Annotated in this window: 25 protein-coding genes; 6 read left to right on the top strand and 19 right to left on the bottom strand. The window is 64.8% G+C overall.

Features of this window, described 5'->3' with window-relative positions; translation table 11 throughout:
* Window positions 1-79 precede the first annotated feature (79 nt).
* Window positions 80-559 (top strand): peroxiredoxin, encoded by a 480-nt coding sequence (locus tag BCL93_RS05175; protein ID WP_112054048.1) that lies wholly within the window; start codon window positions 80-82, stop codon window positions 557-559.
* Window positions 560-668: 109 nt separating this feature from the next.
* Here the strand turns inward: BCL93_RS05175 and BCL93_RS05170 are convergent, their stop codons facing one another.
* The 11 genes from BCL93_RS05170 to BCL93_RS05120 all read right to left on the bottom strand — a co-directional run bounded on the left by BCL93_RS05170 (window position 669) and on the right by BCL93_RS05120 (window position 9,206).
* Window positions 669-1,574, bottom strand: coding sequence for a F0F1 ATP synthase subunit gamma (locus tag BCL93_RS05170; protein WP_112054047.1), 906 nt, complete (start codon window positions 1,572-1,574; stop codon window positions 669-671).
* On the bottom strand, window positions 1,571-3,217 hold the full coding sequence (locus BCL93_RS05165) for an alternate F1F0 ATPase, F1 subunit alpha (RefSeq protein ID WP_112054046.1): 1,647 nt from the start codon (window positions 3,215-3,217) through the stop codon (window positions 1,571-1,573). Before BCL93_RS05165 ends, BCL93_RS05170 begins: the two co-directional genes overlap by 4 nt.
* On the bottom strand, window positions 3,214-4,032 hold the full coding sequence (locus tag BCL93_RS05160) for a F0F1 ATP synthase subunit delta (RefSeq protein ID WP_112054045.1): 819 nt from the start codon (window positions 4,030-4,032) through the stop codon (window positions 3,214-3,216). The genes BCL93_RS05165 and BCL93_RS05160 overlap by 4 nt, the downstream gene beginning before the upstream one ends.
* 3 nt (window positions 4,033-4,035) lie before the next feature.
* Window positions 4,036-4,317 (bottom strand): F0F1 ATP synthase subunit C, encoded by a 282-nt coding sequence (locus BCL93_RS05155; RefSeq protein ID WP_112054044.1) that lies wholly within the window; start codon window positions 4,315-4,317, stop codon window positions 4,036-4,038.
* 100 nt (window positions 4,318-4,417) lie between these two features.
* Window positions 4,418-5,131, bottom strand: a complete 714-nt coding sequence (locus BCL93_RS05150) for a F0F1 ATP synthase subunit A (protein WP_112054043.1) — start codon at window positions 5,129-5,131, stop codon at window positions 4,418-4,420.
* The gene (locus BCL93_RS05145; RefSeq protein ID WP_220086240.1) at window positions 5,115-5,501 is read right to left on the bottom strand and encodes an ATP synthase subunit I; all 387 of its coding nucleotides are present in this window, start codon (window positions 5,499-5,501) and stop codon (window positions 5,115-5,117) included. Before BCL93_RS05145 ends, BCL93_RS05150 begins: the two co-directional genes overlap by 17 nt.
* Window positions 5,494-5,898 (bottom strand): AtpZ/AtpI family protein, encoded by a 405-nt coding sequence (locus tag BCL93_RS05140; protein WP_112054042.1) that lies wholly within the window; start codon window positions 5,896-5,898, stop codon window positions 5,494-5,496. Before BCL93_RS05140 ends, BCL93_RS05145 begins: the two co-directional genes overlap by 8 nt.
* Window positions 5,891-6,313: a F0F1 ATP synthase subunit epsilon gene (locus BCL93_RS05135; RefSeq protein WP_258395994.1), complete on the bottom strand. Its 423-nt coding sequence runs from the start codon at window positions 6,311-6,313 to the stop codon at window positions 5,891-5,893. Before BCL93_RS05135 ends, BCL93_RS05140 begins: the two co-directional genes overlap by 8 nt.
* The gene (gene atpD / locus BCL93_RS05130; protein ID WP_181463032.1) at window positions 6,288-7,829 is read right to left on the bottom strand and encodes a F0F1 ATP synthase subunit beta; all 1,542 of its coding nucleotides are present in this window, start codon (window positions 7,827-7,829) and stop codon (window positions 6,288-6,290) included. The genes BCL93_RS05135 and atpD overlap by 26 nt, the downstream gene beginning before the upstream one ends.
* A gap of 83 nt (window positions 7,830-7,912) precedes the next feature.
* Window positions 7,913-8,236: a chaperone modulator CbpM gene (locus BCL93_RS05125; protein ID WP_112054041.1), complete on the bottom strand. Its 324-nt coding sequence runs from the start codon at window positions 8,234-8,236 to the stop codon at window positions 7,913-7,915.
* Window positions 8,223-9,206: a DnaJ C-terminal domain-containing protein gene (locus BCL93_RS05120; protein ID WP_258395993.1), complete on the bottom strand. Its 984-nt coding sequence runs from the start codon at window positions 9,204-9,206 to the stop codon at window positions 8,223-8,225. The genes BCL93_RS05125 and BCL93_RS05120 overlap by 14 nt, the downstream gene beginning before the upstream one ends.
* Window positions 9,207-9,617: 411 nt before the next feature.
* On the opposite strand from BCL93_RS05120, the gene BCL93_RS05115 reads away from it, so the two are divergent.
* Window positions 9,618-11,030 carry a PhoH family protein gene (locus tag BCL93_RS05115; protein WP_112054039.1) on the top strand — a complete coding sequence of 471 codons (1,413 nt, stop codon included), beginning with the start codon at window positions 9,618-9,620 and terminating at the stop codon, window positions 11,028-11,030.
* Between the two features lie 107 nt (window positions 11,031-11,137).
* Here BCL93_RS05115 and BCL93_RS05110 read toward each other — a convergent pair whose 3' ends face one another.
* From BCL93_RS05110 to BCL93_RS05085, 6 genes are all read right to left on the bottom strand, one after another.
* Entirely contained in the window at window positions 11,138-11,359 is a 222-nt protein-coding gene (locus BCL93_RS05110) for a hypothetical protein (protein ID WP_112054038.1), read from the bottom strand.
* Window positions 11,360-11,486: 127 nt separating this feature from the next.
* Window positions 11,487-12,116: a DUF938 domain-containing protein gene (locus tag BCL93_RS05105; RefSeq protein WP_220086239.1), complete on the bottom strand. Its 630-nt coding sequence runs from the start codon at window positions 12,114-12,116 to the stop codon at window positions 11,487-11,489.
* 10 nt (window positions 12,117-12,126) lie between these two features.
* On the bottom strand, window positions 12,127-12,819 hold the full coding sequence (locus BCL93_RS05100; RefSeq protein WP_112054036.1) for an alpha/beta hydrolase: 693 nt from the start codon (window positions 12,817-12,819) through the stop codon (window positions 12,127-12,129).
* Window positions 12,820-12,905: 86 nt separating this feature from the next.
* A complete protein-coding gene (locus BCL93_RS05095; RefSeq protein WP_112054035.1) occupies window positions 12,906-14,675 on the bottom strand; it encodes an SLC13 family permease in 1,770 nt (589 codons plus the stop codon).
* Between the two features lie 280 nt (window positions 14,676-14,955).
* Window positions 14,956-15,162: a cold-shock protein gene (locus BCL93_RS05090; RefSeq protein ID WP_092527699.1), complete on the bottom strand. Its 207-nt coding sequence runs from the start codon at window positions 15,160-15,162 to the stop codon at window positions 14,956-14,958.
* A gap of 162 nt (window positions 15,163-15,324) precedes the next feature.
* Complete coding sequence (locus BCL93_RS05085; protein WP_181463031.1) at window positions 15,325-17,295, bottom strand: L,D-transpeptidase family protein; 1,971 nt, start codon at window positions 17,293-17,295, stop codon at window positions 15,325-15,327.
* 431 nt (window positions 17,296-17,726) lie between these two features.
* On the opposite strand from BCL93_RS05085, the gene BCL93_RS05080 reads away from it, so the two are divergent.
* Both BCL93_RS05080 and BCL93_RS05075 read left to right on the top strand, forming a co-directional pair.
* Window positions 17,727-18,536: a murein L,D-transpeptidase catalytic domain family protein gene (locus BCL93_RS05080; RefSeq protein ID WP_258395991.1), complete on the top strand. Its 810-nt coding sequence runs from the start codon at window positions 17,727-17,729 to the stop codon at window positions 18,534-18,536.
* Entirely contained in the window at window positions 18,536-18,898 is a 363-nt protein-coding gene (locus BCL93_RS05075) for a DUF6164 family protein (protein ID WP_112054032.1), read from the top strand. Before BCL93_RS05080 ends, BCL93_RS05075 begins: the two co-directional genes overlap by 1 nt.
* Here the strand turns inward: BCL93_RS05075 and BCL93_RS05070 are convergent.
* Window positions 18,867-20,591 carry a GMC family oxidoreductase gene (locus tag BCL93_RS05070; protein WP_112054031.1) on the bottom strand — a complete coding sequence of 575 codons (1,725 nt, stop codon included), beginning with the start codon at window positions 20,589-20,591 and terminating at the stop codon, window positions 18,867-18,869. The genes BCL93_RS05075 and BCL93_RS05070 overlap by 32 nt on opposite strands.
* A gap of 7 nt (window positions 20,592-20,598) precedes the next feature.
* The gene (locus tag BCL93_RS05065) at window positions 20,599-22,110 is read right to left on the bottom strand and encodes a CoA-acylating methylmalonate-semialdehyde dehydrogenase (protein ID WP_112054030.1); all 1,512 of its coding nucleotides are present in this window, start codon (window positions 22,108-22,110) and stop codon (window positions 20,599-20,601) included.
* A 194-nt stretch (window positions 22,111-22,304) separates the two neighbouring features.
* On the opposite strand from BCL93_RS05065, the gene BCL93_RS05060 reads away from it, so the two are divergent.
* Window positions 22,305-23,210 (top strand): LysR family transcriptional regulator, encoded by a 906-nt coding sequence (locus tag BCL93_RS05060; protein ID WP_112054029.1) that lies wholly within the window; start codon window positions 22,305-22,307, stop codon window positions 23,208-23,210.
* A 198-nt stretch (window positions 23,211-23,408) separates the two neighbouring features.
* On the top strand, window positions 23,409-25,067 hold the full coding sequence (locus tag BCL93_RS05055; RefSeq protein WP_112054028.1) for an FMN-binding glutamate synthase family protein: 1,659 nt from the start codon (window positions 23,409-23,411) through the stop codon (window positions 25,065-25,067).
* Window positions 25,068-25,123: the final 56 nt, after the last annotated feature.

Below are 25,123 nucleotides of genomic sequence, written 5' to 3'. Positions count from 1 at the left end.
CTGCGACGCCCTTGCTAGAGTGAGGGTTCACGGCCTGCCCCCTGCTGGCCGTGCCATTTCCCAAGAGAGGAAGCGCCGCATGAGTATTTCCGTAGGCGACAGGATCCCCGACGTCACTATCAAGACCAACGGCGCCAATGGCCCGGAAGACATCGCCCTGGGCGAGCTCTTTGCCGGCAAGAAGGTGGTGCTGTTCGCCGTTCCCGGTGCCTTCACCCCGGGCTGCTCCAACACCCACATGCCCGGCTTCGTGATCAAGGCCGACGACATCTTCGCTAAGGGCGTGGACACCATCGCCTGCATGGCGGTCAACGACGCCTTCGTGATGGATGCCTGGCAGAAAGACCAGAACGCCCAGCAAATCACGATGCTCGCCGATGGCAACGCCGAGTTCGCCCGTGCCCTGGGCCTCGACATGGATGTAAGCGCTGGCGGCATGGGTACTCGCAGCAAGCGCTTTGCGCTGATTGCCAACGACGGCGTGGTGGAATACCTGGGCGTCGACGCCAAGGGCGTTGACGAGAGCAGCGCCGATACCGTACTGGGGAAGCTCGGCTGACACAGCCCCCTGCCAACGCCACGGGTAGGTGCTCGGCATCGTCCCGTGGCCTCACACTACGCCCTGTTGACGCTCCTGGCGGCCTCTGCGCTCAAGGCGCCACAATCCTCTAGCGCTGAGACTCAAAGCCTGAGATGACATCAAAAAGCTCGGCATCAATCGAGCTCTGACGCAGGCGATGCAGGGTGCCGTGAAGCGTCTCCAGCAGTTCATCGATATTGCGATCGGCGCGCTCCATCGCCGCCAGCCGGCTGGCGTTCTCGCTGGCAAGCGACTCGGCACAGGCCTGGTACAGCGAAATGAACAGGTATTCATGGATCAGCCCACGCAGGGTGACGCTGCCCTGGCAGAGCACCTCGGGCAGGTTGTGGGTCGGCCAGGGAATGCTGGACAGGCGCTGCTGCCAGGCTGCATCGAGGGGCAGCAGGCGTTGGTGGGTCGGCTCATAGAGCGAGCCCCGCTTGGGTCTGTTGTGGAAGACGTAAAAGACGCCGGCATCGCGGTGGGCGTCACTTTCAAGCTGGATCTGCCCGACCAGGGGCGCGATACCCTCCACCGAGCCCGGCACGCCGAACTGTCCGGCCGGCTCGAGCCCCGCATCGGCCAGCCGGGCGTACACCCGCTCGCCCACCGCCCACACCTCCGGCGTACCCGGCAATGCGCCGAGCACACGACACGCCTCGTCGGCCACCAGGTCGTTGAACTGGCCCACCAGGCCCTGATCGGAGCCGAACACCACGGCACTGACCGGCCCCGTTGGCGTGCCAACGCCTGAGCTAGAACCAGCCGCAGTCTCGGGGCTGTCTCTCTCTATCGCCGCGGTTGCCAGGGCCGCCTCGCGAAAGCAGGCCGAAAGTCCCAGCTCCACGGTGCGGGTGTAGTCGGCAAGGGCCGTCACCGCATGCTCATACTGGCCGATACTCGAGGCCGCCAGCGCCTTCATGGTCTGCACCACCGACTGCAGATCGCCGGCACTGTCGATCTTGCGGCGCAGGCTGGCCATGGTCTCGATCATGACGCCCCCTCCTTGGCGACGGCCGCCGCATCGTCGGCGACCGGCTGAAACGGAGACAGCGCCTGGCGGGCCACGTCGAGTATCGCCTGACGGTCTTCATCGCTCAGGGTGTCGGCACTTGTGAAGCGCTCGCATACCGCCTCGGGCAGCGTCGCGGCCGCATCGTGCAGGGCCTGCTCGGCGGCCGGCATCTTCTCGAGGGGCAGCGAGTCGAACAGCCCTTCGCCGAGCGCCAGCAGCAGGGTGATCTGCGCTGGCACCGCAACCGGCGCAAAGGCCGGCTGCTTGAGACAGGCGCGAATGCGTCGGCCATGTTCCAGCACCTGTCGCGTAGCCTCGTCGAGGCGGGCGCCGAAGCGCACGAAGGTCTCGAGCTCCTCGAACTGGGCGTAGGCCAGTTTTAGATCACCGGCCGCCACCCGATAGGCGGCCCGCTGGGCCTTGCCACCGACCCGCGACACCGACTGACCGATGTCCACCGCCGGCAGCACGCCGAGCTCGAACAGCGTCGGTGACAGGTAGATCTGGCCATCTGTGATCGAGATCAGGTTGGTGGGAATGTAGGCGGCAATGTTCTGGGCCTCGGTTTCGATGATCGGCAGGGCGGTGAGCGAGCCGCCGCCCAGTTCCTCGCGTAGATGGGTGGCGCGCTCCAGAAGCCGCGAGTGGATGTAGAAGATATCGCCGGGGAAAGCCTCGCGACCCGGCGGGCGGCGCAGCAACAGCGACAGTTCGCGATAGGCGCGGGCATGCTGGGTAAGATCGTCATAGACGATCAGCACATCGCGGCCGGCCTCCATGAAATGCTCGGCGATGCTGGTCGCCGCATAGGGCGCAATATAAGAAAGCCCTGGCGGCTGATTGCCCTCGGTGACCACCACCACGGTATAGGCAAGCGCTCCCTTTTCGCGCAGCACGGCCACCGCCTTGGCCACCGCCGAAGCCCGCTGGCCGATCGCGCAGTAGACGCAGACCACGTCCTGACCTCGCTGGTTGAGGATGGCGTCCAGCGCGATGGCGGTCTTGCCGGTCTGCCGGTCACCCAGAATCAGCTCGCGCTGGCCGCGGCCGATCGGGATCAGCGCATCGATGACCTTGAGGCCGGTCTGCAGCGGCACGCTGACCCGGGCGCGATCCATGATCGCCGTCGCCGGCCGCTCGATGGGCAGGCGCTCATCGGTGGCAAGCGCACCTTGACCGTCCAGCGCGCGCCCCAGCGGGTCGATGATGCGCCCAAGCAAGCCCTCGCCCACCGCCACATCCACCACCCGGCCGGTGCGCTCGACGTCATCACCGGCCTCCAGTTGCCAGTAGTTGCCCAGCAGCACCACCCCAATGTCGTCTTCGTCGATGTTGAAGGCAATGCCGTAGATCTCGCCGGGAAAGCGCAATAGTTCCTCGAAGCCGACGTTGGGCAGGCCCGCGACCCGGGCGATGCCGGTGGATACGCTGGTGACGATGCCCACCTCGCGGGTCGACAGCGAAAAAGGCGTATTCTCTCGCGTATGGCGCAGGTCGGCGAAAGCCTCGATGAAGACGGCCTCGAGACTCGCCGGCTGCTCGGGCGCGACGTCACCAGGACCAGACGCCTTCCCGGCGTCAGACTCGCTTTGGGTGCCGATACCGGGGCTCTCATCCTTCATGACGCGGCGTCCGGCGTGATCCTGTCCTTGAGGAGCGCGGCGACGGCCTGCTCCTGGGCGTCGAGATAGCCCTCGAGGCTCCAGGCAAGCTGCTGGCCGTTGACGGTGAGCTCGATGCCGCTGATCACCTCCGGCGCCACCTTGAACTCGAGACGACTGCTGGTTGCCAGGTCCTCAGGGGTAAACTCAGCGGGAAAGCGCCGAGTGAGAGCCTCGCGAATCGCCGCCCGCTGGGCGTCGGGCAGGGGAAAGGCGCTACGCACCCTGACTGACGAGGCGTCCTTGGACGGCGCACTCTCGAGCGCCGCAGCGAAGCGCTGCTCGGTGTCCTCGTCCATCTCGTCGAGGCGTTTGAGGAGCACCGCGACCAGGCGCGCTTCCAGGCCCTCATCGGCCATGTCACTCAGCGCCTGGCGCGTCATCGCAAACACCTCGTCCTGGGTCTGGCGTCGCAGCGTCTGGTTAAGCCGCTCGGCCTCGGTGCGCAGCGCATTCTGACGCTGATCGCGCATGTCATCGGCCGCCTGCCGGGCCTCCTCGAGCAGCCGCGTACGTTCGGTCGCCGCCTCTTCGCTTGCCGTAGCCATCAGCGCCGTGCGCTGAGCCTCGAGCTCGGCATTGCTTGCCTTGAAGCGCTCGCGCTCCTCATCGGCCTTGGCCTGCCGGGCATCGGCATCGGCCAGGGTCGCAGCGATCCGGCTCTCCCGGGCGTCAATGGCATTCAGGATCGGCTGATAGAGGAATCGCTTCATCAGCCACACCAGAATGGCAAAATTGAGCAGCTGGGCCAGCACGGTGAACCAGTCGATGATCATGGCTCAGGACCCCGAGCCCAGCGTGATGACGTGATTCCAGAAGGGGTTGGCGAAGATCAGGATCATCGAGACCACGAAGCAGTAGATGGCGGTGGACTCGATCATGGCCAGGCCAACGAACAGGGTGCGGGTAATGGTGGCGGAGGCATCCGGCTGCTGGGCCAGTGACGTCAGGGCCGTCGCGACCGCCCTTCCCTCGCTGAACGCCGGCCCCATGGTGCCAAAGCCGGTGGTGATGCCGGCGGTGAAGATCGAGATCACCGCGATAAGCGTCATGCTGTCCATAGAAGTCTCCAAGAGGCGTATTGATCCGTAGCGAGGCGCATTGCAGAAAAGCGATGAGACGCGAAAAACAGCGAGGCCCGTTTAGGCATAGCCGCGACTATCACGGCGGGATCTCGCCGCCAGCCGGCGCGGCGGCCTTGAGCTCGGGCTTTCGCGTGCGGGTGGCCGCCGCGATGTAGACGGTGGCCAGGATGCTGAAGATATACGCCTGCACCATGCCGGTGAGTAGGCCCAGCAGGTTCATGATGACCGGGAACAGGAAGGGCGTGATGGAGAGCAGAATGGCGATGATCAGGGTGCCGCTCATCATGTTGCCGAACAGGCGCACCGCCAGTGCCAGGGTCCGCGACAGCTCGCTGATGATGTTGAAGGGCAGCATCACCACCGTCGGCTGCGTGTAGGAGCGCAGATAGCCGCCGAGGCCCTGCTCGGCAATACCGAAGAATGGCACCGCCACGAAAACCGTCAGCGCCAGGGCCACGGTGGTCGACAGCGAGCCGGTCGGCGGCTCATAGCCGGGGAGGATCGTGGCGAGGCTCGCCGCGGCCACGAACAGGAAGAGGGTGCCGATGAAGCCAATATAATGACGCGGCTGATCGAGGCCCACGTCGCGGATCTGGGCGATGATGCCGGTGACGATGATTTCCAGCAGGTTCTGCCAGCGCGAACGCTGATGGCCACTCGACAGCCGGCGGGTAATCAGCCAGGCGCCGACCACCAGCACCAGCATCAGCCCCCAGGTGTAGAGGATGGTGGCATTGAGCTTGAGCATGCCGAACTGCCAGAAAATGATCTCATCAGGGCTCAGGCGCATGGCGCACCTCCTGTGCCGGGGTGGCTTCCTCCGGGGCGGCCTCCACTGGGACGACATCCGCTGAGCGAGGCCTGCGGGTGAGCCAGGTGACCGCCACACGAGCGATCAGAAAACCCACCAGGCAGGCCAGCAGCCGCGGCCACTGATCGCCGGCCACCAGATAGAAACCATAGAGCGTCACCGCCAGGCGCACTGCGAGGCTCGCCAGAAACCACCGTGCCGGCCGCGTCGAGACGAGCCCGCGGCGAACGGTCCAGTAGAGCCCACCGAAGAAGAAGGCGCCAAGCGCCAGGCCCGCCAGCCCCGCCGGTGCCCAGGTCAACAACGCCTCGTAAACTATCGGGCCAACCCCGTTGAATCGCTCAGTCACGCCGGTGCTCCTCGTTATTGCCCGATGGGGTCTTGGCCTCTGTCTTGGTCTTGGGCTCGTCCCCATCGCCGTTGCGCTGCGCGTCGTGGATGGCCCGGTCTTCCTTGGACACCCAGTGCCAGGCATTCCAGCAGCCGATCACCAACCCGATCAGCAAAAGCGTCAATGTCCAGGACGGTGGCCCCGGATGACGCTTGTCGAGCCATACTCCGATCATCGCGCCAAGCAGGGTCGGCACCACCACCGACCAGCCGATCAGCCCCATCATGCCGAGCCCGAACCAGACGCCCTGGCCGCTGTGACGGCGCGCCTTGAGCTTACGCGCCGCCTTGGCCCCGACCTGCTCGGAGAGGCTCGGCTTGTCCTTATCGCTCCCCCGCTTCGGTGCGTCAGTCATGTTCGAAGCCTGCGAAGCGCTTGAGAAAGCCGCTTTCCAGCTTGGCCATCACCGAGCGCACCCGTTTTTCCTGCTCGTCCACACTGAGGAAGGCCTGCTCGACCGCCGCATGCAGTTCACCGAGATCGTGGCCCACCAGCGCCCTGCGAACCGATACCAGCACCTGGTACCCGGCCTTGACCAATACCCCTTCGTCCACCGCGACATAGCGCTCACCGTCGGCGGCGGTCTCGTAGATCAGAATGCCCGGCGTGAGCGCGGCCACACAGTCGAGCCGCCGGGGCAGCAGGCCGACATAGCCTTCGACGGTCTCGGCCACGACCCGCGACACTCCTCCGGTTTCGACGAACACCTGAAACGGCAGCAGCACCTTGAGGGTCATCAGCGCATCAGGCGTCGTCGCTTGAGTCGACATGTCCGGCCTCCTGCTGGCTCGCTTTCTCCTTACTCGTGGGCGCGTTACGCGCTTCCTCTTCGCTGGACCTGGTTTCTTCGGTGGCCTTAGTTTTTTCGCTGGCCTTGGCTTTGCCAGCGTTACCTCGGCCCGCGTCGTCAGCCTTGCGCTTGGCTTCATCGTCAGCCTTGAGCTTCACTTCATCGATGGCCCCGATCATGTAGAGGGCGCTTTCCGGCACGTTCTGGAACTCGTCGGCGAGAATCCGTTCACAGCCCTCCAAGGCATCGTCGAGGCTGACCAGGCGACCGCCAAGGCCGGTGAACTGCTCGGTGGTGAAGAACGGCTGGGTGAGGAAGCGCTCCAGGCGGCGGGCCCGGGCCACCACCTTTCGATCCTCCGGGGAGAGCTGTTCGAGGCCGAGCATGGCGATGATGTCCTTGAGCTCTGCGTACTGGGCGAGAGTCCGTCGAATTTCCTGGGCCAGCCGGTAGTGGCGCTCGCCGACGATGCCGGGGGTCGCCATCTTGGAGCTCGACTGCAGCGGGTCGATGGCCGGATACAGGCCTTCGCTGGCCCGCTTGCGCGACAGCACGATGGAAGCCGAGAGGTGCGAAAAGGTGTGTACCGCCGCCGGGTCGGTGAAGTCGTCCGCCGGTACATAGACCGCCTGGATCGAGGTGATGGCGCCGCTGTCGGTATTGGCGATTCGCTCCTCGAGCCCCGAGAGCTCGGTGCCCATGGTCGGCTGGTAGCCGAGCCGCGAGGGCATTTGGCCCATCAGCCCCGACACCTCGGCGCCGGCCTGGATGAAACGAAAGATATTGTCGATCAAGAGCAGCACGTCGCGATGCTCGTCGTCGCGGAAGTACTCGGCCATGGTCAGAGCCGCATGGCCGACCCGAAAACGCGCCCCGGGCGGTTCGTTCATCTGCGCGAACACCATCACCATGTTGGGCAGCACGCCGGCCTCCTTCATCTCCCGGTAGAGCTCTTCGCCCTCGCGACATCGCTCACCGATACCGCAGAACAGGCTGACGCCCTGCTGGGTGCCCACCATGTTGTGAATCATCTCGGTGAGCAGCACCGTCTTGCCGACCCCGGCGCCGCCGAACAGGCCCGCCTTGCCGCCGCGCTCCAGCGGCACCAGCACATCGATCAGCTTGATGCCGGTGGTGAAGATCGCCGACTGGGTCGAGCGGCGCGCCAGCGCAGGCGGCGCCCGGTGTACCGAGCGCCATTCGACCGGTTCCGGGGCAGGCAGGCGGTCGATGGGACGGCCGAATACATCGAACATTCGCGACAGGGTCTGGCGGCCGACCGGCGCCTTGAGCGGGCCGCCGCTGTCGATCACCGGCATGCCGCGGGCCAGCCCCTGGGTGGGCGTCAGGGCGATGCCGCGCAGGTGGTGGGCATCGAGCTGCACCAGCACCTCGATGACAATCTGCTGCTCGCTGCCGGCCCGCACGATGGTATGAATCGGCGGCAGCTGGTCGGCGAAACGCACTTCGACGACGCTACCGCGGACGGCGACCACGACCCCTCGGCTCCTCTCAGGAGAGGGGGCAGAATCACCCTCACCGCCGGGAGACGCCGCCGCGTCAGACGGCGACACCTGGCTCACGCTCTCCCCCTCGCGCGCAGCCGGGTTCGCAGCCGCTCGACCTCCTCGAGCAGGTCGGCGACCAGCGCGGCGAGCTCCGGTTCGGCCTCGAAGTCACGTTCGACCTGGCGCAGGCGCCGGGCCCGAGTCAGGTCTCGGCTGGTGAAACGCTGGCTGGTGAAGCGCTGACTGGTCACATAGCGACTGCCATCGGCCAACAGGCCGCTCTCGACCCGCTCGATGACCCAGTCGGCCTCCACCGCACAGGCACGAGCCAGCTCCTCGAGGGTCAGCGTGGACTCATCAATCAACTCGCCACGCACGGCTTTATCGTCTGCCATGACCAGCCCTCCTCGGATTGAAATCGAGCTCCCGTGCCATGGTGGCGTAGAGCTCGCGCGCCTTGTCGGTATCCGCTGGCGGCAGCACCACCGTAAGCTCCACATAGAGATCGCCCGGCTCCTGCCCGGGAATACCGCGCCCCTTGAGGCGCAGCCGACGCCCGCTTTGCGAGCCGGCAGGCACCTTGAGCCTGACCGGCCCCGCGGGCGTGGGTGTTTCGATGCTGGCTCCCAGCGCCGCCTCCCAGGGCGTCACCGGCACGCTGGCGTAGACATCGCGACCCTCGACGCGAAAGGCTGGATCGGGGTGGAAGTGGATTTCCAGAAACAGATCGCCCGGCGGCCCGCCGCCGATGCCCGGGCTGCCCTGCCCGGTCAGGCGAATGTGTTGGCCTTCCTTGACGCCCTTGGGAATCTTCACACTGAGGCTGTGTTGACGGGTCACCACCCGGCCCTGAGCATCCATTTCGGGCACCTGCAGGGTGATGGTGCGCGTCGCGCCCTGGTAGGCATCGGCGAGATCGATCATCACCTTGGCGTGGCGGTCCTCGCCGCGCATCCGGTAACCCTGGCCGCGCTGTTCGCGGCGCCCGGCCTGGCCAAACAGGTTGGCAAAGAAGTCGCTGAACTCGTCCGCCTCGGCCCCCTCGAAACCGCGGCCGGTGAACTCGAAGCCCGCATCCCAGTCCGGTGGCGGCCTGAAATCCTGACCGGCCCGATAGTCCTGGCCCAGCTGGTCATAGGCAGCGCGCTTCTCAGGGTCGCTGAGGACTTCCTTGGCCTCATTGATCGCCTGCATGCGCGCTTCGGCATCCGGCTCCTTGCTGACATCGGGATGATACTTGCGGGCCAGCTTGCGGTAGGCCTTCTTGACCTCCTCGGCGGTGGCGGTCTTTGCCACCCCGAGCGTCTGGTAGTAATCCTTGAATTCCAACTGGCCGGGCTCCGGGCAAGCGTGGCGGCGTGCCACGAATGAACGCCGATGCTTAAAAGCTAGTTGAAAACGTCACGCTCGGAGAATGATATGGCTCAAGTCTTGGCGACTTATTTCGCCGATGGCGAGGCGAAACGACAAGGCACTCAAGAGGCTGGTCGCCATGACAGCGATGGGGTAGGTTAATGAATAATGCACTGCACAACTGAGCGAAGCGTCAGGCAAATGCTTACGTCGCCACAGCGTGAAAGGGATCGGATTGGCGAATCGCGTGCACTGCGTTCATGCTAAAGCTATCGGGTAACGTCCACCCAGCGACAGGAGGCATCAAGAGACCGCAAGGACAGGAGAAGCGACACCGGCCGAGATCAGGTTTGAACTGTCATGCCCTCGTAAGGGCCCACTGCCAGTGTCGGAACTGCCGTTAACCAAGGAGTGTTCCTGCCGATGGTACGAATCGACAAGAAAGCCACCAGGCTTTACGTGTTAGACACCAACGTCCTGATTCATGATCCTGCCGCCCTTTATCAGTTCGAAGAGCACGATGTGGTCATTCCCATGACCGTGCTGGAGGAACTCGACAAGCACAAGAACGGCATTCGCGAGATCGCCCGTACCGCCCGTCAAGTCAGCCGCACCCTCTCCGATATCACCAGCCAGGTCAGCTTCGATGAGATCCAGGCCGGCATCCCGATTCCCGGCTCCATCGGCGTCACCGGACGCCTGCGCTTCCTCTGCTATAACGACCTGAAACCGTTGGACAACCTGGAAGACAGTCCGGACAACCGTATCCTCGCCGAAACCTGTCGGCTGCGCGATGACCGCCCGGATGCCTCGGTGATTCTGGTCACCAAGGACATCAACCTTCGCGTCAAGGCCGCCGCCCTCAAGGTACCGGTAGAAGACTATCTCAACGACCGCGCTTTCTCTGACCAGGACGTCATGAGCGAGGGCGCAAAGGTATACCCGGACGCCGGCGAGCATGGCGTGGGGCTATGGGAAGCGCTCAATGTCGAGGTCAAGGTCGAGCGAGCCGACCACCACACCTACTACAAGCTGAGCGGCGAAATGCCCAGTGACTGGCACGTCGGCATGCTGGTCTCTGACTGCGAAAACGGCGCCAACTTCGAAGCCATCATCCGCGAGCTGAGCCCGAACAGCGCGCGGCTGCAGCTACTCTCCAACTACCGCCACCACGCCGGCGTGTGGGGCGTGCACGCCCACGACAGCCGTCAGAACTTCACCCTCAACCTGCTGATGGACCCGGATATCGACCTGGTGACCATTGCCGGCAACGCGGGCACCGGCAAGACCTTCATGACGCTGGCGGCAGCGCTCCAGCAGACGCTGGACATGAAGGGCTTCGAGCGCATCGTCTTCACTCGGGCGCCGATCCCCATGGGCGAAGACATCGGCTTTTTGCCCGGCACCGAGGAAGAGAAGATGTCGCCCTGGATGGGCGCCTTCCATGACAACATGGACAACCTGCTGCGCGACGAGAAAGACGGCTCATCGAGCTGGAACAATGACGCCACCCGGTCGCTGATCGGCTCGCGGGTACAGATCCGCTCGCCAGGCTTCATGCGCGGCCGCACCCTCAATGACACCTTCCTGATCATCGACGAGGCGCAGAACTTTACCCCCAAACAGTTGAAAGCCCTGATCACCCGCGCCGGGCGCAACACCAAGATCGTCTGTCTGGGCAACGTCGGCCAGATCGACACTCCCTACCTCACCGCCAACACCTGCGGCATGGCGGCGGTGGTGCAGAACTTCCGCGACTGGCCCCATGCCGGCCATATCACGCTGAGAAGCGTCGAGCGCTCGCGGCTGGCCCTGGCGGGTGAGGAACTGCTGTAGCCCGCCAGATCATCAGCCTCTGCAAGCAAAGACGCCCGCCATCAGGCGGGCGTCTTGCGTAGCGTGTCTTGCACGTCATCCTTGATCGAGCGCGGCTACCGACCGGCTCAGCGCTGGCGGTTGGCGGCTTCCTCGAGCAGCGCTTCACTCTCGCTGCCCGCGCCCTTGCGAATGATCTCCTGGGCCTCGTGGTAGAGGCACACATGAGTATTGCAGGAGGCACAGAACACCTTGTCGTCAGGATTGTGCACCTGAGATACACGCATGCGGTGGCTTGAGCAGTTGGGGCAACCGACCGGCAGGCGGAAGTCTTCGGATAGATCGGGCATGCATGTCTCCTGAGAAGATCTGGTGATGTTCTGGATAAATCATCTGGGCAATCGGCCGAGAGTTCAAGCGGGCCCTGTCTTATCAAACACTGGCGACCCTACGATCTTCCCTGGTGCCAGGCATTGCCTAGCGCTTGCGTAAGACCACGCTCAGGTTATTGGCCGGCATCTCGACCACCTTCTCGAGCGACAATCCCTCGGCCTGTGCGCAGGCCATCACCGCCTCCAGATTGCGAATTCCCCATCGTGGGTCTCGTGCCCGCAGCGAGGCATCGAAGGCTTCGTTGCTGGGAGCGGTGTGCTGGCCGCCGCGACGGAAAGGGCCATAGAGGAAGAGCAGACCACCCGACGGCAGCCGCGCACCGGCCTCGCCCATCAGCGCCTCGGTGACCGCCCAGGGCGAGATGTGAGCGAGATTGATCGCTACCAGCGCATGGATTTCCTCCAGCGGCCAAGGCCGGCGTGTCGCATCCAATGCCACCGGCTCAGCCAGATTGGCGGGGCCCTGCGCTGACCGCCAGGCCCGAATCGAGGCAATCGCCTCCGGGCTCGGGTCGCTCGGCTGCCAGTCGAGCCAGGGCAGCGCCCGGGAGAAGTACAGCGCATGCTCGCCGCTACCGCTGGCCAGTTCCAGCACGCGCAGGCGATCGCCGCCGCACGCGCTCAGGGCCGCGTGGAGCGCAGGCTCCAGCACGTCAAGAATCGGTGCGCGGTTGCGCGCCACTGCCGGACTCGAAAGACGAGGATCAGGGTGCATCGCGGCTCCTTCAGCTCTTGGCCGGCTCATTGACGCCGTCGCCCAGGCGCTCACCTAGCCAGGTACTGATCTGGGCGATCTGCTGCGGGCAGATCGCATGCTGCATCGGATAACTGCGATAGGTCAGCGGGTGCCCCATGGCCTCGGCGCGCTTGGCGCCTTCGCGCCCCAGGGACTCCGGCACCACCGGGTCGAAGGTACCGTGATGCACCTCGATGGGCAGGTCCCGGTTGGCGTCACTGGGCACGATGGAGTCCGCCGTCGCGAAGTAGGTCGACAGCGCCAGCAGGCCACCAAGGGGCTGTGGATAGGTCAGCGCCGCTTCATAGGCCACGGCGCCGCCCTGGGAGAAACCGGCCAGGATGATATGGCGGCTGTCGATGCCACGAGCGATCTCGGCATCGATCAGTTCATGCACACGCTGGGCAGAGACGCGCAGCTGGTTCTCGTCGACCCGGCGGCCAAGATTCATCTCGAGGATGTCGTACCAGTCGGGCATCTGCATGCCGCCGTTGACGGTGACCGGCAGACGGGGCGCATGGGGCAGCACCGTGCGCAGCGATACGCTATCGGGCAGCGTGAAAGCCGGCACGATCGGTGCCAGGTCATTACCGTCGGCGCCCAGGCCGTGTAGGAGGATGAGGCTGGCATTGGCCGGGCGACCGCCGGCGGGTTCGATTACGCGCTCATTGGAAGTGCTCATCAGGCGGCTCCTTGCAGGAAAAACGTTGCCGTTACCCTACCCCAGCCGCCTCGCCACGGCGAGCGCGGACCTTTTCCAAATAGAACCTAGAAGGACCAGATCTGAGGGATCAGCCCCAGCGCCACCGCCGCGGTGATCAGGTTGAGCGGCCCGCCGACCCGCAGATAGTCGCGGAAGCGATAACCGCCGGGCCCATAGACCATCAGGTTGGTCTGATAGCCGATCGGGGTGATGAAACTCGCCGAGGCGGCGAACATCACCGCGATCACATAGGGCATGGGGCTCACGCCCAGGTTCTCGGCGGCCGCAGTGACGATAGGGAAGGTAATCACCGCCGCCGCATTGTTGGTGACCAGCGCGGTAAGCAAGGCCACCAGCACGTAGACGCCAACCAGCAGCAGCCAAGGACTGGCATCCACCACCCCCAGCGCGGAACTGGCCAGCGCCGTCGCAGCGCCGGAGCTCTCAAGAGCCGCGCCGAGGCCAAAGGAGGCCGCGATGGTCAGCAGCACCTGGGTGTCCATGCCACGCTTGGCGGCACCCACCGAGCAGCAGCCGGTGATCACGGCCAGCGCGGCACCCAGCATCGCCGCGTTGAGCATGCTCATCACGCCGAAGGTCGCCAACACCACCACGCCTCCCAAGATGCTCCAGGCGAGCCAGGCCTTCTCGTGCACCGGCCGCGCTTGGCCGTTGACCTGGCTGATCAGCAGGAAATCGCGAGACTGGCGGTGACGCTCGATGAACGGCGGGCGTGCCTCGAGCAGCAGCACGTCGGCGGGTTGCAGGCGAATCTGGCCCAGGTTGCCGGCGACTCGCTCGCCACCGCGACAAACCGCCAAGACGGCCGCGCCATAGAGGGTGCGAAAGTGACCCTCGCGGATGCGCTGACCAACGAACTGGCACTGATCGGAGACCACCACCTCGACCAGCCGGCGCTCCTTGTAATCCTTCTCGAGACTCAGCTCACCCTGCCGCGATGGCATCAGCCCCCGGATCTGCTGCAGCTCCACCGCGCCTGCCGAGGTGCCGGCAAACACCAGCCGGTCGTTGCCCTTGAGCATCTCCCCCGGGCCCACCACGCTGACCACGTTGCCGCCGCGCTCGATCTCGACCAGGAACAGGTCTTCCAGGTGACGCAGCCCCGCCTGCTCGACGCTCTTGTCGACCAGCGGCCCTTCGGGGTCGACCTCCATCTCGATGGTGAACTCTCGCGGATTCTCGAAGGCCTGAGCGGTACCACCGCCCCGCGGCAGCAGGTGCCGCCCCACCAGTGCCAGGTAGAGCACGCCGGTCATCGCCATGGGCACCCCCACCCAGGCGATGTCGAAGAGCCCCAGGCTCAGCTGTGGATAGCGTTCGCCGAGCAAGCCGTTGACCACCAGGTTCGTGCTGGTGCCGAGCAGCGATACGGTACCGCCAAGAATGGAGGCAAAACTCAGCGGCATCAGGAAGCGCGAGGCCGGCTGGCGGATGCGTCGACTCCAGCCCAGCACCGCCGGAATATAGGTCGCGACCACCGGCGTATTGTTGAGAAAGCCGCTCATGGTGGCCACCGGCACCAGCAGCCGCCACTGGGCCGCAGCTTCACTGCGAGGCCGGCCCAGGCCATGGCGGATGATCAGATCAATGCCGCCGGTCTCGCGGATGCTGGCCACCAGCACATACATGAAGGCCACCGTGAACAGGCCACTGCTTGAGAACCCCGCCAGCGCCTGATCGGGGCCGATCACACCGAAGGTCATCAGCACCACGACCGCACCCAAAAGAATCATGTCGGTGCCGATCCGGGTCAGCGCCATCATCGGAAAGACGGCAACCACCACGGCAACGGCAAGCCAGGCATCCAAAGACATCGACCACCCACCAGAAAAACCGAAAGTGGCCTATTGTGACCTGTCGCGAATATAGCGAAAAGTTATTTGTAGAAATTTCGTTATTCCAAAATCCCAGATTGAGAGAGGGACGCGGCAATGCAGAAATGAACGCAAAAAAGTAGGAAAGCGGCGAGGACAGGAGGTAGGAGAGAAGCCGGCGAGGGGTTGCCGGGCGCTGAAACGCACAAGGCCCGCCGGAGGCGGGCCTTGTGGAGGCTACAGGCTAGCGAACCAGCTGTAGCGCATCAGGGTCGACGATTCAGTCGATGACCTTGATGTTGGAAGCCTGGAGGCCTTTCTTGCCCTGAGTGACGTCGAAGGAAACCTTCTGGCCGTCTTGCAGGGTCTTGAAGCCGTCAGCCTGAATCTCGGAGAAGTGCGCGAACAGGTCGTCGCCGTTATCTTCCGGAGAAATGAAGCCGTAGCCCTTGGTGTCGTTGAACCACTTAACTGTGCCAGTTGCCATTGTCGAAGTCCTCGAATAGCTGATAGTGAACCGGGAATTACCCGAAGTGAGTGGGCAAAACAAGTACGATATTCACCAGACTACCGAAGCGCTTACAACGAATTCGGGTGCTACTGACGAAATGCATCTTGCCAACCAACTGATCGAACTATGCATGCGCGGTCAGGGCGCGTCAAACAAATTTTCACCCCCTTTTTCAACCAGTGCAGCGAGCACTGTAGCGTCCCGTTCATAGACATCTGGGCGGAAGATCAAACGCCCATCAGCAGCGGGCTGAACGGTCGAATAAAACAGGAACACAGGCACCGGCACGCGCAGCCTAACGTTGTGGGTGTCCGTCCTCTGGAGCGCACGGCTGAGCCTGGCGGCACCGTCAGGTTCATCCGGTGAGGCGCGATCATCTTCGAACAATAGCTGCACCAGCTCCAGCACGCCCTCGACGCGAATGCAGCCCGAACTGAAGGAGCGCTGGGCACGATCGAAAAGCGAACGCGACGGGGTGTCGTGCAGGTACACCAGATGGCGGTTGGGAAAACGGATCACCACATCGCCAAGGGGATTCGACGGCCCGGCCCGCTGCTGAATCTTGATGGGCCCCGGCCGCCACCAGTCGACCTGCCAGGGGTCGAGTGGCCAGCCTTGGCGATCCAGCACGCGCATGTCATGGCGCACCAGATAAAAGGGGTCGCGCCGAACGGCAGGCAGTACGTCCTCACGCAGGATGGTTGGCGGCACGGTCCAGGTGGGATGGAAGGTCATGTGGGTAATCGCCGAGCGCAGAGTCGGCGTGCGCCGATAAGGCCGCCCGACCACCACTCGGGACTGCCAGGTCGGCTGGCCCGGCCGCACGTAGCTCACCTCATAACCCGCGATATCGACCAGCACATAGCGCTCGGGCAAGGCATGGGAAAGCCAGCGCAGTCGCTCGAGATTGAGACGAATCTGATCGACGCGCTCGGCCACGCTGACGCTCAGCGCCGTCCAGGTCCGCGGGCCGACCACCCCATCCACCTCCAGTAGGTGCTCATGCTGGAAACGCTCCACGGCAGCCACCAGCCGCGCATCATAGATCTGGTCAGCGCTAGAGCCCGATGCGAGGCCAGGCTCGGGAACAGCGTCCTGGGTGGCCCCCAAACCCGACGCCGATGCCGTGGGCGTGAGATCCGGCATCAGCAGCTCAAGATCCCCCAGCGCCGCCAGCCGGCGCCGCAGGGCAATCACCTCCAGCGCACGATCGCCGGGGCGCAGCACGCCTGTGAGCGACGCCAGCGGTATCCAGCCCCCCGCGGCCTGCAACGTGCGATAGCGAGCCAGCCCCTGGCGCAACTGCCGGTAGGCCGTCTGATGCGGGCGTACCTGCTCAAGCGCTGCGGCGGGATCGCCATTCGCCACCGCGCTGGCGATCGCCGCCCAGTCCGGCGCGAAGTCCGGCAGCGGAATTTCCCACTCCGCATCGGTGCGCACAGGATCGACTTTACCCAGATACAGGTGCCTGAGCGCCAGCACCAGCCGCTGAGTGGCGGCGAGCTCGAATCGCCAGCGGGCAACCTCGCTGGTGCTCTCCCCAAGAGATGTCACATCAATGGGGTCACGGTAAGCGGCCAGCAGCGCCGCCGTCGAATAATCCGCGACGACCAGGCCATCGGCGTCGAGTCCTTCAAGCGCCGATGTCAGCGCCTCGACCCGCGCCTGGTCTGCCCAGGCCTGTCGAAAGCCGAAGACCTCGTAGAAGCTCAGCAGATCACTGCCGTGGGTAAGGGGCTGGCTGGCGGCACGCACGTAAGCCTCGAAAGGCGTCGCAAGTGCAGTGGGCGCCGATGAAGAACCGGGCGCCGCTTCTGGAGCGGGCGGTTCCTCCACCTCGACACCCACCTCGGCAGGCGATTCACTGCCTGTCCCCTCGACGGTTGCGGCCTGGCCAGTTCGGGCCTCAGAGGGAACCGTTTCAGAGGGCAAGGTCTCTGAAACCCTGGTGTGTAACAATACGGTCTCGGCGGAAATGGTCTCGGCGGAAACAGCCTCGACCTGAGCCCAGGCGCCAGAAGCGGCGCAGGTCAGCCCCAGTACCAGCAGGCACGGCCCCAGCACCCGCCGAGGAAGCCGGTGGCCGGGCCTGTCGATGACGTTTCCCATGGATCGCTCTCCCACCTTATTGCTGTCTTTGTTGCATGACGACATTCACCGCTTGTCGTCGCTGATATGACGACGGTGGCCATGAGCGCAGCGATCACCCTGGCAGGGCCTTGACCCGCCGACGCTTGTTCAGCGTTTGGCGATGACCTTCCCTGTTGTCATAATAGCCGCTGTCTACGTGGAGGCCCCATTACAGGGCCTTTTTCCTAATGTAAGGATTCATCACCCACCGGCTATGCCGCCTGTGGAAGGAGCCTTTTTCCATGCCGACGAGCCCGCCTCGCCAGCTCCATGGACGTCACCCGTTGTTTCCCTCCACCCTGCGCTTCCCTCTTAGCTCCCCTCTGTGCCCTGCTCTGAGCCTTTTCAGAAAGGGGCTCTCCGAACCGCTTCTTGCCGAACAGAGTGTGGCCAAACGGGGCCTTGCTAAGTTGAGTCTTGCGAAACGAAGTCTGGCCAAGCTAGGCATTGCCACGCTGAGTCTTGCCACGCTGGGGCCGGCGGCGCCCGCCCTGGCCCAGCCATTCTCTCAGCAGCCCTCTCAGCCAGTCTCTCAACCACAGTCTCAGCCGCTTCCCCAGACGCTCGAACAGTTGGCTCCCGAGGCCTCGCCCAGGGTGCTGGAGCTTGCGGCTCAGGCGCTCAATTGCGCCGACCCCGACGCCAAGCGGCTGGCGGTCATCGACTTCTCGCGTTCGGCCAACAAAAAGCGCCTGTGGGTCTTCGATCTCCAGCAGCAACGGCTGCTGTTCAAGGAACTGGTGTCCCATGGCCAGGGTACTGGCCAGGAATTTGCCCGGGCCTTTTCCAATACGCCGGACAGCCATCAGTCGAGCCTGGGGCTCTTCCGCACCAAGCAGAGCTATACCGGCAGCAACGGCTACTCCCTGCGCTTGGAAGGCTTGGAACCCGGCATCAACGACCGGGCCTATGAACGGGCGATCGTCATGCACGGCGCCGATTACGTGAGCGAGGACTTCATCGAGGCCAATGGCCGCCTGGGTCGCAGCTGGGGCTGCCCAGCAGTGCCGAGCGACGTGGCCAAGCCGCTGATCGACAGCCTCGAGGACAACCAGTATCTGTTCGCCTACTATCCGGACCAGCAGTGGCTTGAAAACTCCGAGTTCCTGGCCTGCCAGTCCAGAAAGGGACAGAGAAACGTGGTGCTCAGCAAGGCCGTGGATACCGGCGAGCGGACAGTGGTCATGCAGCACGATGGCGGCCAGGGGGGCGACAGCTGATGGCCGCCCTACTCTTCCACCTGCGAGACGTGCCTGAAGAAGAGGCCCAAGAGGTGCGTGAGCTGCTCGCCGAGCATGATCTCGAGTTCTACGAGACCGAAGCGGGCCGCTGGAAGCTCTCCGTACCGGCCCTGTGGCTGATCGATGAATCGCGCCTCGAAGAGGCCCGCAGCCTGGTCGACGCCTACCAGCAGTCCCTCTATGAGCGGGTGCACCGGGAGTACGCCGAGGCTCACGAGCGGGGCGAGACGCCTGGGGTGTGGGACAGGGTGCGCCAGCACCCCGCGGCCGTGCTGGTCACCCTGATCGCGCTGGGCCTGCTGCTGGGCCTCAGCCTGCTGCCGTTTTTTCTGACGTTCTAGACTCCAGCGCCGGGCGTGAGTGCTGCTCGGCGAGAATCCAACTGGCGGCCTTCTCGGCGATCATCAGGGTCGGCGAGTTGGTATTGCCGCTGGTGATGGTCGGCATCACGCTGGCGTCTACCACTCTGAGCCCTTTCACGCCCCGCACCCGTAGATGGGAGTCGACCACCGCCATCGGATCATCCGCCGCGCCCATGCGAGCGGTGCCGACCGGATGGAAGATGGTGGTGCCGATCTCGCCGGCGAGACGAGTCAGATCCTCATCGCTCTGGTACTCGGTGCCCGGCTTCACCTCCTGCGGGTGATACTTGGCGAAGGCCGGCTGGGCGGCGATCTCCCGCGTCACCCGCAGCGAGTCCGCCGCCACCTTGCGATCCTCCGGGGTGCTGAGATAGTTAGGCGCGATGGCCGGCGCCTCGCGCGCATCAGGGCTCTTGATGCGCACCGTGCCACGGCTGGTCGGATTCAGGTTGCAGACACTCGCCGTGATCGCCGGAAAATCATGCAGCGGCTGGCCGAAGGCCTCCAGGCTCAGTGGTTGGACGTGGTACTGGATGTTGGGGTGCGGCTGATCCTTCGAGCTGCGGGTAAAGGCACACAGCTGCGAAGGCGCCATGCTCATCGGCCCGGAGCGCTTTAGCAGGTACTCGAGACCGATACGGGCCTTGCCGAACAGCGAGTTGGCCATGGTGTTGAGCGTATTGGCCCCCTCCACCCGATACACCGCACGAATCTGCAGATGATCCTGAAGGTTCTCGCCGACCCCGGGCAGGTCTTTCACCACCGGCACATCATGAGCCTCGAGCAGCGCTCGCGGGCCCACCCCCGATACCTGCAGCAGCTGAGGCGAGCCGATGGCGCCGGCCGATAGAATCACCTCGCGGCGAGCCGTCACCCTGAGCGTCTCGCCTCCGCGCAGTACCTCCACGCCCTGGCAGTGCGGTTTCTCTCGCCCCCTGGCCTCGCCGTCGGTCGCCTGGTCGAAGGTCAGGCGCATCACCTGAGTGTCATGCCACAGGGTGAAGTTATCGCGCTGGGTGCAGGTGGGGCGCAGGAAGGCCTTGGCGGCATTCCAGCGCCAACCCTTGCGCTGATTGACGTCGAAATAGTTGACGCCCTCGTTGTCGCCGCGATTGAAGTCGCTGGTGGCGGGAATCCCCGCCTCTTGGGCGGCTTTGGCGAAATCGTCGAGCACCTGCCACTTGAGGCGCTGGCGTTCGACCCGCCACTCGCCGCCGTGGCCGTGGTAATGAGCGGCATCACCGTCAACGTCCGCCGACGCCTCATCCCGCCGATAGTTGTCCTCATGGCGCATGAAGGCCGGCAGGCAGTTATCCCAGCGCCAGTCATCGTCGCCGGTGACCTCGGCCCAGTGGTCATAATCCCGGGCCTGGCCGCGCATGTAGAGCATGCCGTTGATGCTCGAGCAACCGCCCAGAGTCTTGCCCCGGGGGTAGAGCAGCTGGCGGCCATTCAGGCCCTCGGTCGGCTCGGTGCGAAAGCGCCAATCGGTGCGCGGATTGTCGATGCAGTACAGATAGCCGATGGGGATATGGATCCAGTGGTAATTATCCTTGCCCCCCGCCTCGATCAACAGCACCCGGTTACCCGAGTCGGCGCTCAGCCGGTTGGCGAGCAGACAGCCCGCCGTCCCGGCCCCAATGATGATGTAGTCGAACTCATGAGCTGACATAGCGACCTCACTTCGCGGTAGGCATCACGAACTCGGCGCCGCCGGCGATGGAATCCGACCAGCGCTGCATGATCGACTTCTGCTTGGTATAGAAGCGCACGCCTTCCTCGCCGTAGGCATGGGTATCGCCGAACAGCGAGCGCTTCCAGCCACCGAAACCGTGCCAGGCCATCGGCACCGGAATCGGCACGTTGATGCCGACCATGCCGACCTGGATGCGGCGGCCAAATTCGCGGGCCACGCTGCCGCTCTCGGTGAAGCAGCTGACGCCGTTGCCGAACTCGTGATCGTTGATCAGCTGGATCGCCGTGGCCACGTCCGGCACCCGCACGCAGACCAGCACCGGGCCGAAGATCTCTTCGCGATAAATGGTCATTTCCGGGCTGACGTGATCGAACAGCGTGCCGCCCATCCAGAAACCGTCGGCACAGCCCTCGCCGGTGGTGCTGCTGTCGAAGTCGCGGCCGTCCACCACCAACTTGGCACCTTCGCTCACCCCCTGTTCGATATAGCCGATGATGCGCTGGTGAGCCGCGGCGCTGACGATGGGCCCCATCTCGGCCTTGCCGTCGAGACCGTTGCTGACCTGCAGCGTTCGGGCGCGCTCGGCCAGTCGCGGCACCAGCTCATCGCCCACGTCGCCGACCAGCACCGCCACGCTGATCGCCATGCAGCGCTCGCCGGCCGAGCCGTAGGCCGCGCCGATCAGCGCATCCACTGCCTTGTCCAGATTGGCGTCGGGCATCACCACCATGTGGTTCTTGGCCCCGCCCAGCGCCTGGACCCGCTTGCCGAAGTGCGCACCGGTTTCATAGATATAGTTGGCGATCGGGGTCGAGCCGACGAAGCTCAGGGCCTTAACGTCCGGATGCTCAAGCAGGGCATCGACCGCTTCCTTGTCGCCCTGCACCACGTTGAAGACACCATCGGGCAGCCCGGCCTGCTCGAGCAGGTCGGCGATCATCAGCGAAGCGCTGGGGTCGGTGGGGCTTGGCTTCAGGATGAAGGTGTTGCCGGTGGCGATGGCCAGCGGGAACATCCACATCGGCACCATCACCGGGAAGTTGAACGGCGTGATGCCGGCGACCACCCCCAGCGGCTGACGCACGGTCCAGTTATCGATGCCGGTGCTGACCTGCTCGGTGAAATCGCCCTTGAGCAGCTGCGGCACCCCGCAGGCAAATTCGACGATATCGATGCCGCGGGCCACTTCGCCCTGGGCATCGTCGAACACCTTGCCGTGCTCCAGGGTAATGGCACGCGCCAGATCATCCTTGTGGGCGTTGAGCAATTCGAGGAAGCGGAACAGCACCCGGGCGCGGCGAATCGGCGGCGTATCGGCCCAGGCCGGGAAGGCCTTGCTGGCCGCATCCACGGCGCTATCGACGTCGCTGCGCTGGGCCAGCACCACGCGCCCCGTCACCTGCCCGGTGGCGGGATTGGTGACGTCCTGGTGCCGGGAGGAGTCGCCGCTGCTGATATGGCCATTGATATAATGTTCGATGCGCTCGGTGCTCATGTCGGCCTCTTGTTTTGTTGCACTGCAGTGTCCATATTGGCCGAGAAGTCCCGACCCAGAGCCTCAAACCTAGCGCACCGGAGCGGGGAATCAATTGAGAAAGGCAAAAGGGGGATATAATATTTTCTTATATTCCTGGACCTACCCGATGAGGGGCTCAAGACCCAGGACTAAGGTCTAAGGAGAACGACCCGATGCGCGACATAAAGGCGCTGCGTGCCTTCGTGGCCGTGGCCCACCAGGGCAGCGTGTCACGGGCCGCCGAGGCGCTGCACCTCACCCAGCCGGCCGTCAGTCTCAAGATCAAACAGCTGCAGGAGGCGTTGGGGCTCAACCTCTTTCACCGCCAAGCCCAGGGCCTGGCCCTCAGCGCCGATGGCCATGCTCTGCTGCCGGCCGCCGAGGCCGCACTGGCGTCACTTCAGGCCTTCGACCTCAGCGCCCAATCGATGCATGACACCCTGCGCGGGCGTCTGCGCATCGGCACCATCGTCGACCCGGAGTTCATTCGTCTGGGCGCCTTGATGCATCAGTTGATGCAGCGTGCCCCGCAGGTGGATACCGAACTGCATCACGGCATGAGCGGCAGCACTCTAGAGCGCCTGCTGCGCCGCGAGCTAGACGTCGGCTTCTTCCTCGGCCCACCCGGCCAGCCGCCACCGATTGAAGACGGCGCGCCGGCCGTTGAGCTTCTCGAGCTGACCCACTTCGACTATCACGTCATCGCACCGGCCGGCTGGTCATCGCGACTAACCCGGACCGACTGGCCGAGCCTCGCCGCCCTGCCCTGGATCGTCACCCCCACGGCCTCGGCTCACCACCGGCTGCTGAGCGAACGGCTCGCACCGCTAGGGCTGACGCCACGGCGAGTCGCCCAGGTCGACCAGGAGGCCTGCATGCTCGACCTGGTGCGAGCTGGCGTCGGCCTGGCCCTGGCGCGGGACACCCTGGCCCTGCAGGAGCGCCAGGAACGCGGCCTGGTGATCGCCGATGGAGTTCGCCTGCCCTGTGCACTGAGCTTCGCCTGGCTCAAGGAGCGACGCGACGAGCCGGTCATCGCCGCCGTGCGCGACGCGCTGGTCGACATCTGGGCCCGCTAGTCGGCCGCGGCATCGACGGCGCCGCCCTCGAGGGCCACAGCATTGACAGCGCCCAGGTCGCCGCGTGCAATACCTTGAGTTTTCTCCCGCCGAACGGCGCCCACTAACATAGCCCAACTACCATCTATCGCCCAACTACCATCGCTCACTAACATTGCCACGAACATCACCCACGCACACCGCCCAGGAGCTCATCGCATGCCCTCACTCCCCGCTCGCCTGACCGAATGGCGCAGCTTATCCCGCTACGCCGCCTACGGCGCCAGCTTCATCGGTCTGATCACGAGCCTCGGGTTGATGGCCCTCAGTCCGGTTTGGGGCCTGGCGGCGCTTTGCTTCGCCGCCCTGGCGGCGCTAGGCACCTTTGATCTGCGCCAACGCCGGCGCACGGTGAGCCGCAACTACCCGATCCTTGCCCACTTGCGCTATGGCCTCGAGGCGATCGGACCGGAGATTCGCCAGTACTTCATCCAAGCGGATACCGAGCCGCGCCCCTTCTCCCGGGAGCAGCGCGAAGCAGTCTATCAGCGCGCCAAGAACAGCATGGACAAGAAACCCTTCGGCTCGCTGCTCGACATGTATGCGCCGGGCTATGAGTGGGTCAACCCGTCGCTGGCCCCCGCACCGGTCAACGGCCACGACTTTCGGGTGACGATCGGCGCCGGTCGCGCCAAGCCCTATTCCGCCAGCGTGTTCAATATCTCGGCGATGAGCTTCGGCTCGCTTTCCGGCAACGCGATCGAGTCCCTGAACCGGGGCGCCGCTCAGGGCGGCTTCTACCACGACACCGGCGAGGGCGCGATTTCGCCCTACCATCTTCAGGGTGGCGACCTGGTATGGGAAATCGGCTCGGGCTATTTCGGCTGTCGCACCCTGGATGGGCACTTCAGCGAGGAGCGCTTCATCGAGGGTGCATGCCGGCCCGAGGTGAAGATGATCGAGATCAAGCTCAGCCAGGGCGCCAAGCCCGGCCACGGCGGCATTCTGCCCGGCGCCAAGGTTACCGCCGAGATCGCCTCGACCCGGGGCGTGCCAGAAGGCGAGGACGTGGTTTCACCCTCCTCCCATTCCGCTTTTACCACGCCCCGGGAGCTGATCGCCTTCATCATGCGCCTGCGCGAACTTTCCGGTGGCAAGCCGGTCGGCATCAAGCTCGCCATCGGCCATCCCTGGGAATGGTTCGGCCTGGTCAAGGCGATGCTCGCCACCGGCGAGCACCCGGACTTCGTCGTCGTCGACGGCGGCGAGGGCGGCACCGGGGCGGCACCGCTGGAATTCATCAACCGGATGGGCATGCCGCTCACCGAGGCGCTGCTGTTGGTGCACAACACCCTGGTCGGCGCCAACCTGCGTGAATCGATCAAGATCGGCGCCGCCGGCAAGCTGATCTCGGCCTTCGACATCGCGCGCACCATCGCCCTGGGCGCCGACTGGTGCAACGCCGCCCGTGGCTACATGTTCGCGCTGGGCTGCATCCAGGCCCGGGCCTGCCACACCGATCGCTGCCCCAGCGGCGTGGCCACCCAGGACCCGCGGCGCAGTGCCCACCTGGACGTGGCCGACAAGAGCGCCCGGGTCCATCACTTCCACGACAACACCATGAAGGCCATGGCCGAGATGCTGGCCGCCGCCGGCCTGACCTCGCCCGACGAGCTCGGCCCCGAGCACATCCTGCGCCGGGTCTCCGACCACGAGATCCGCGCCTTCGATCAGCTGTTCAACTACCTGCCACCGGGGGCGCTGCTCAACGGCCCGCCCGAGCATGAGGTGTTCGCGCATTACTGGGCGGAGGCCAGCGCCGAGACCTTTCACCCGCCGGCCGCCGAGGCGACGAAGCGCACAAGCAAGCTGGTCTAGCAAGAGCCCGGGGGGAGACGCCCCCGGCCATTGGCGCGGCGAATCCGCCGCATCGC

The organism is Onishia taeanensis (assembly GCF_003268885.1).
GTDB lineage: Bacteria > Pseudomonadota > Gammaproteobacteria > Pseudomonadales > Halomonadaceae > Onishia > Onishia taeanensis_A.
The sequence above is the reverse complement of the archived record's forward strand: the minus strand, read 5'-3'. Positions and strand labels throughout refer to the sequence as shown.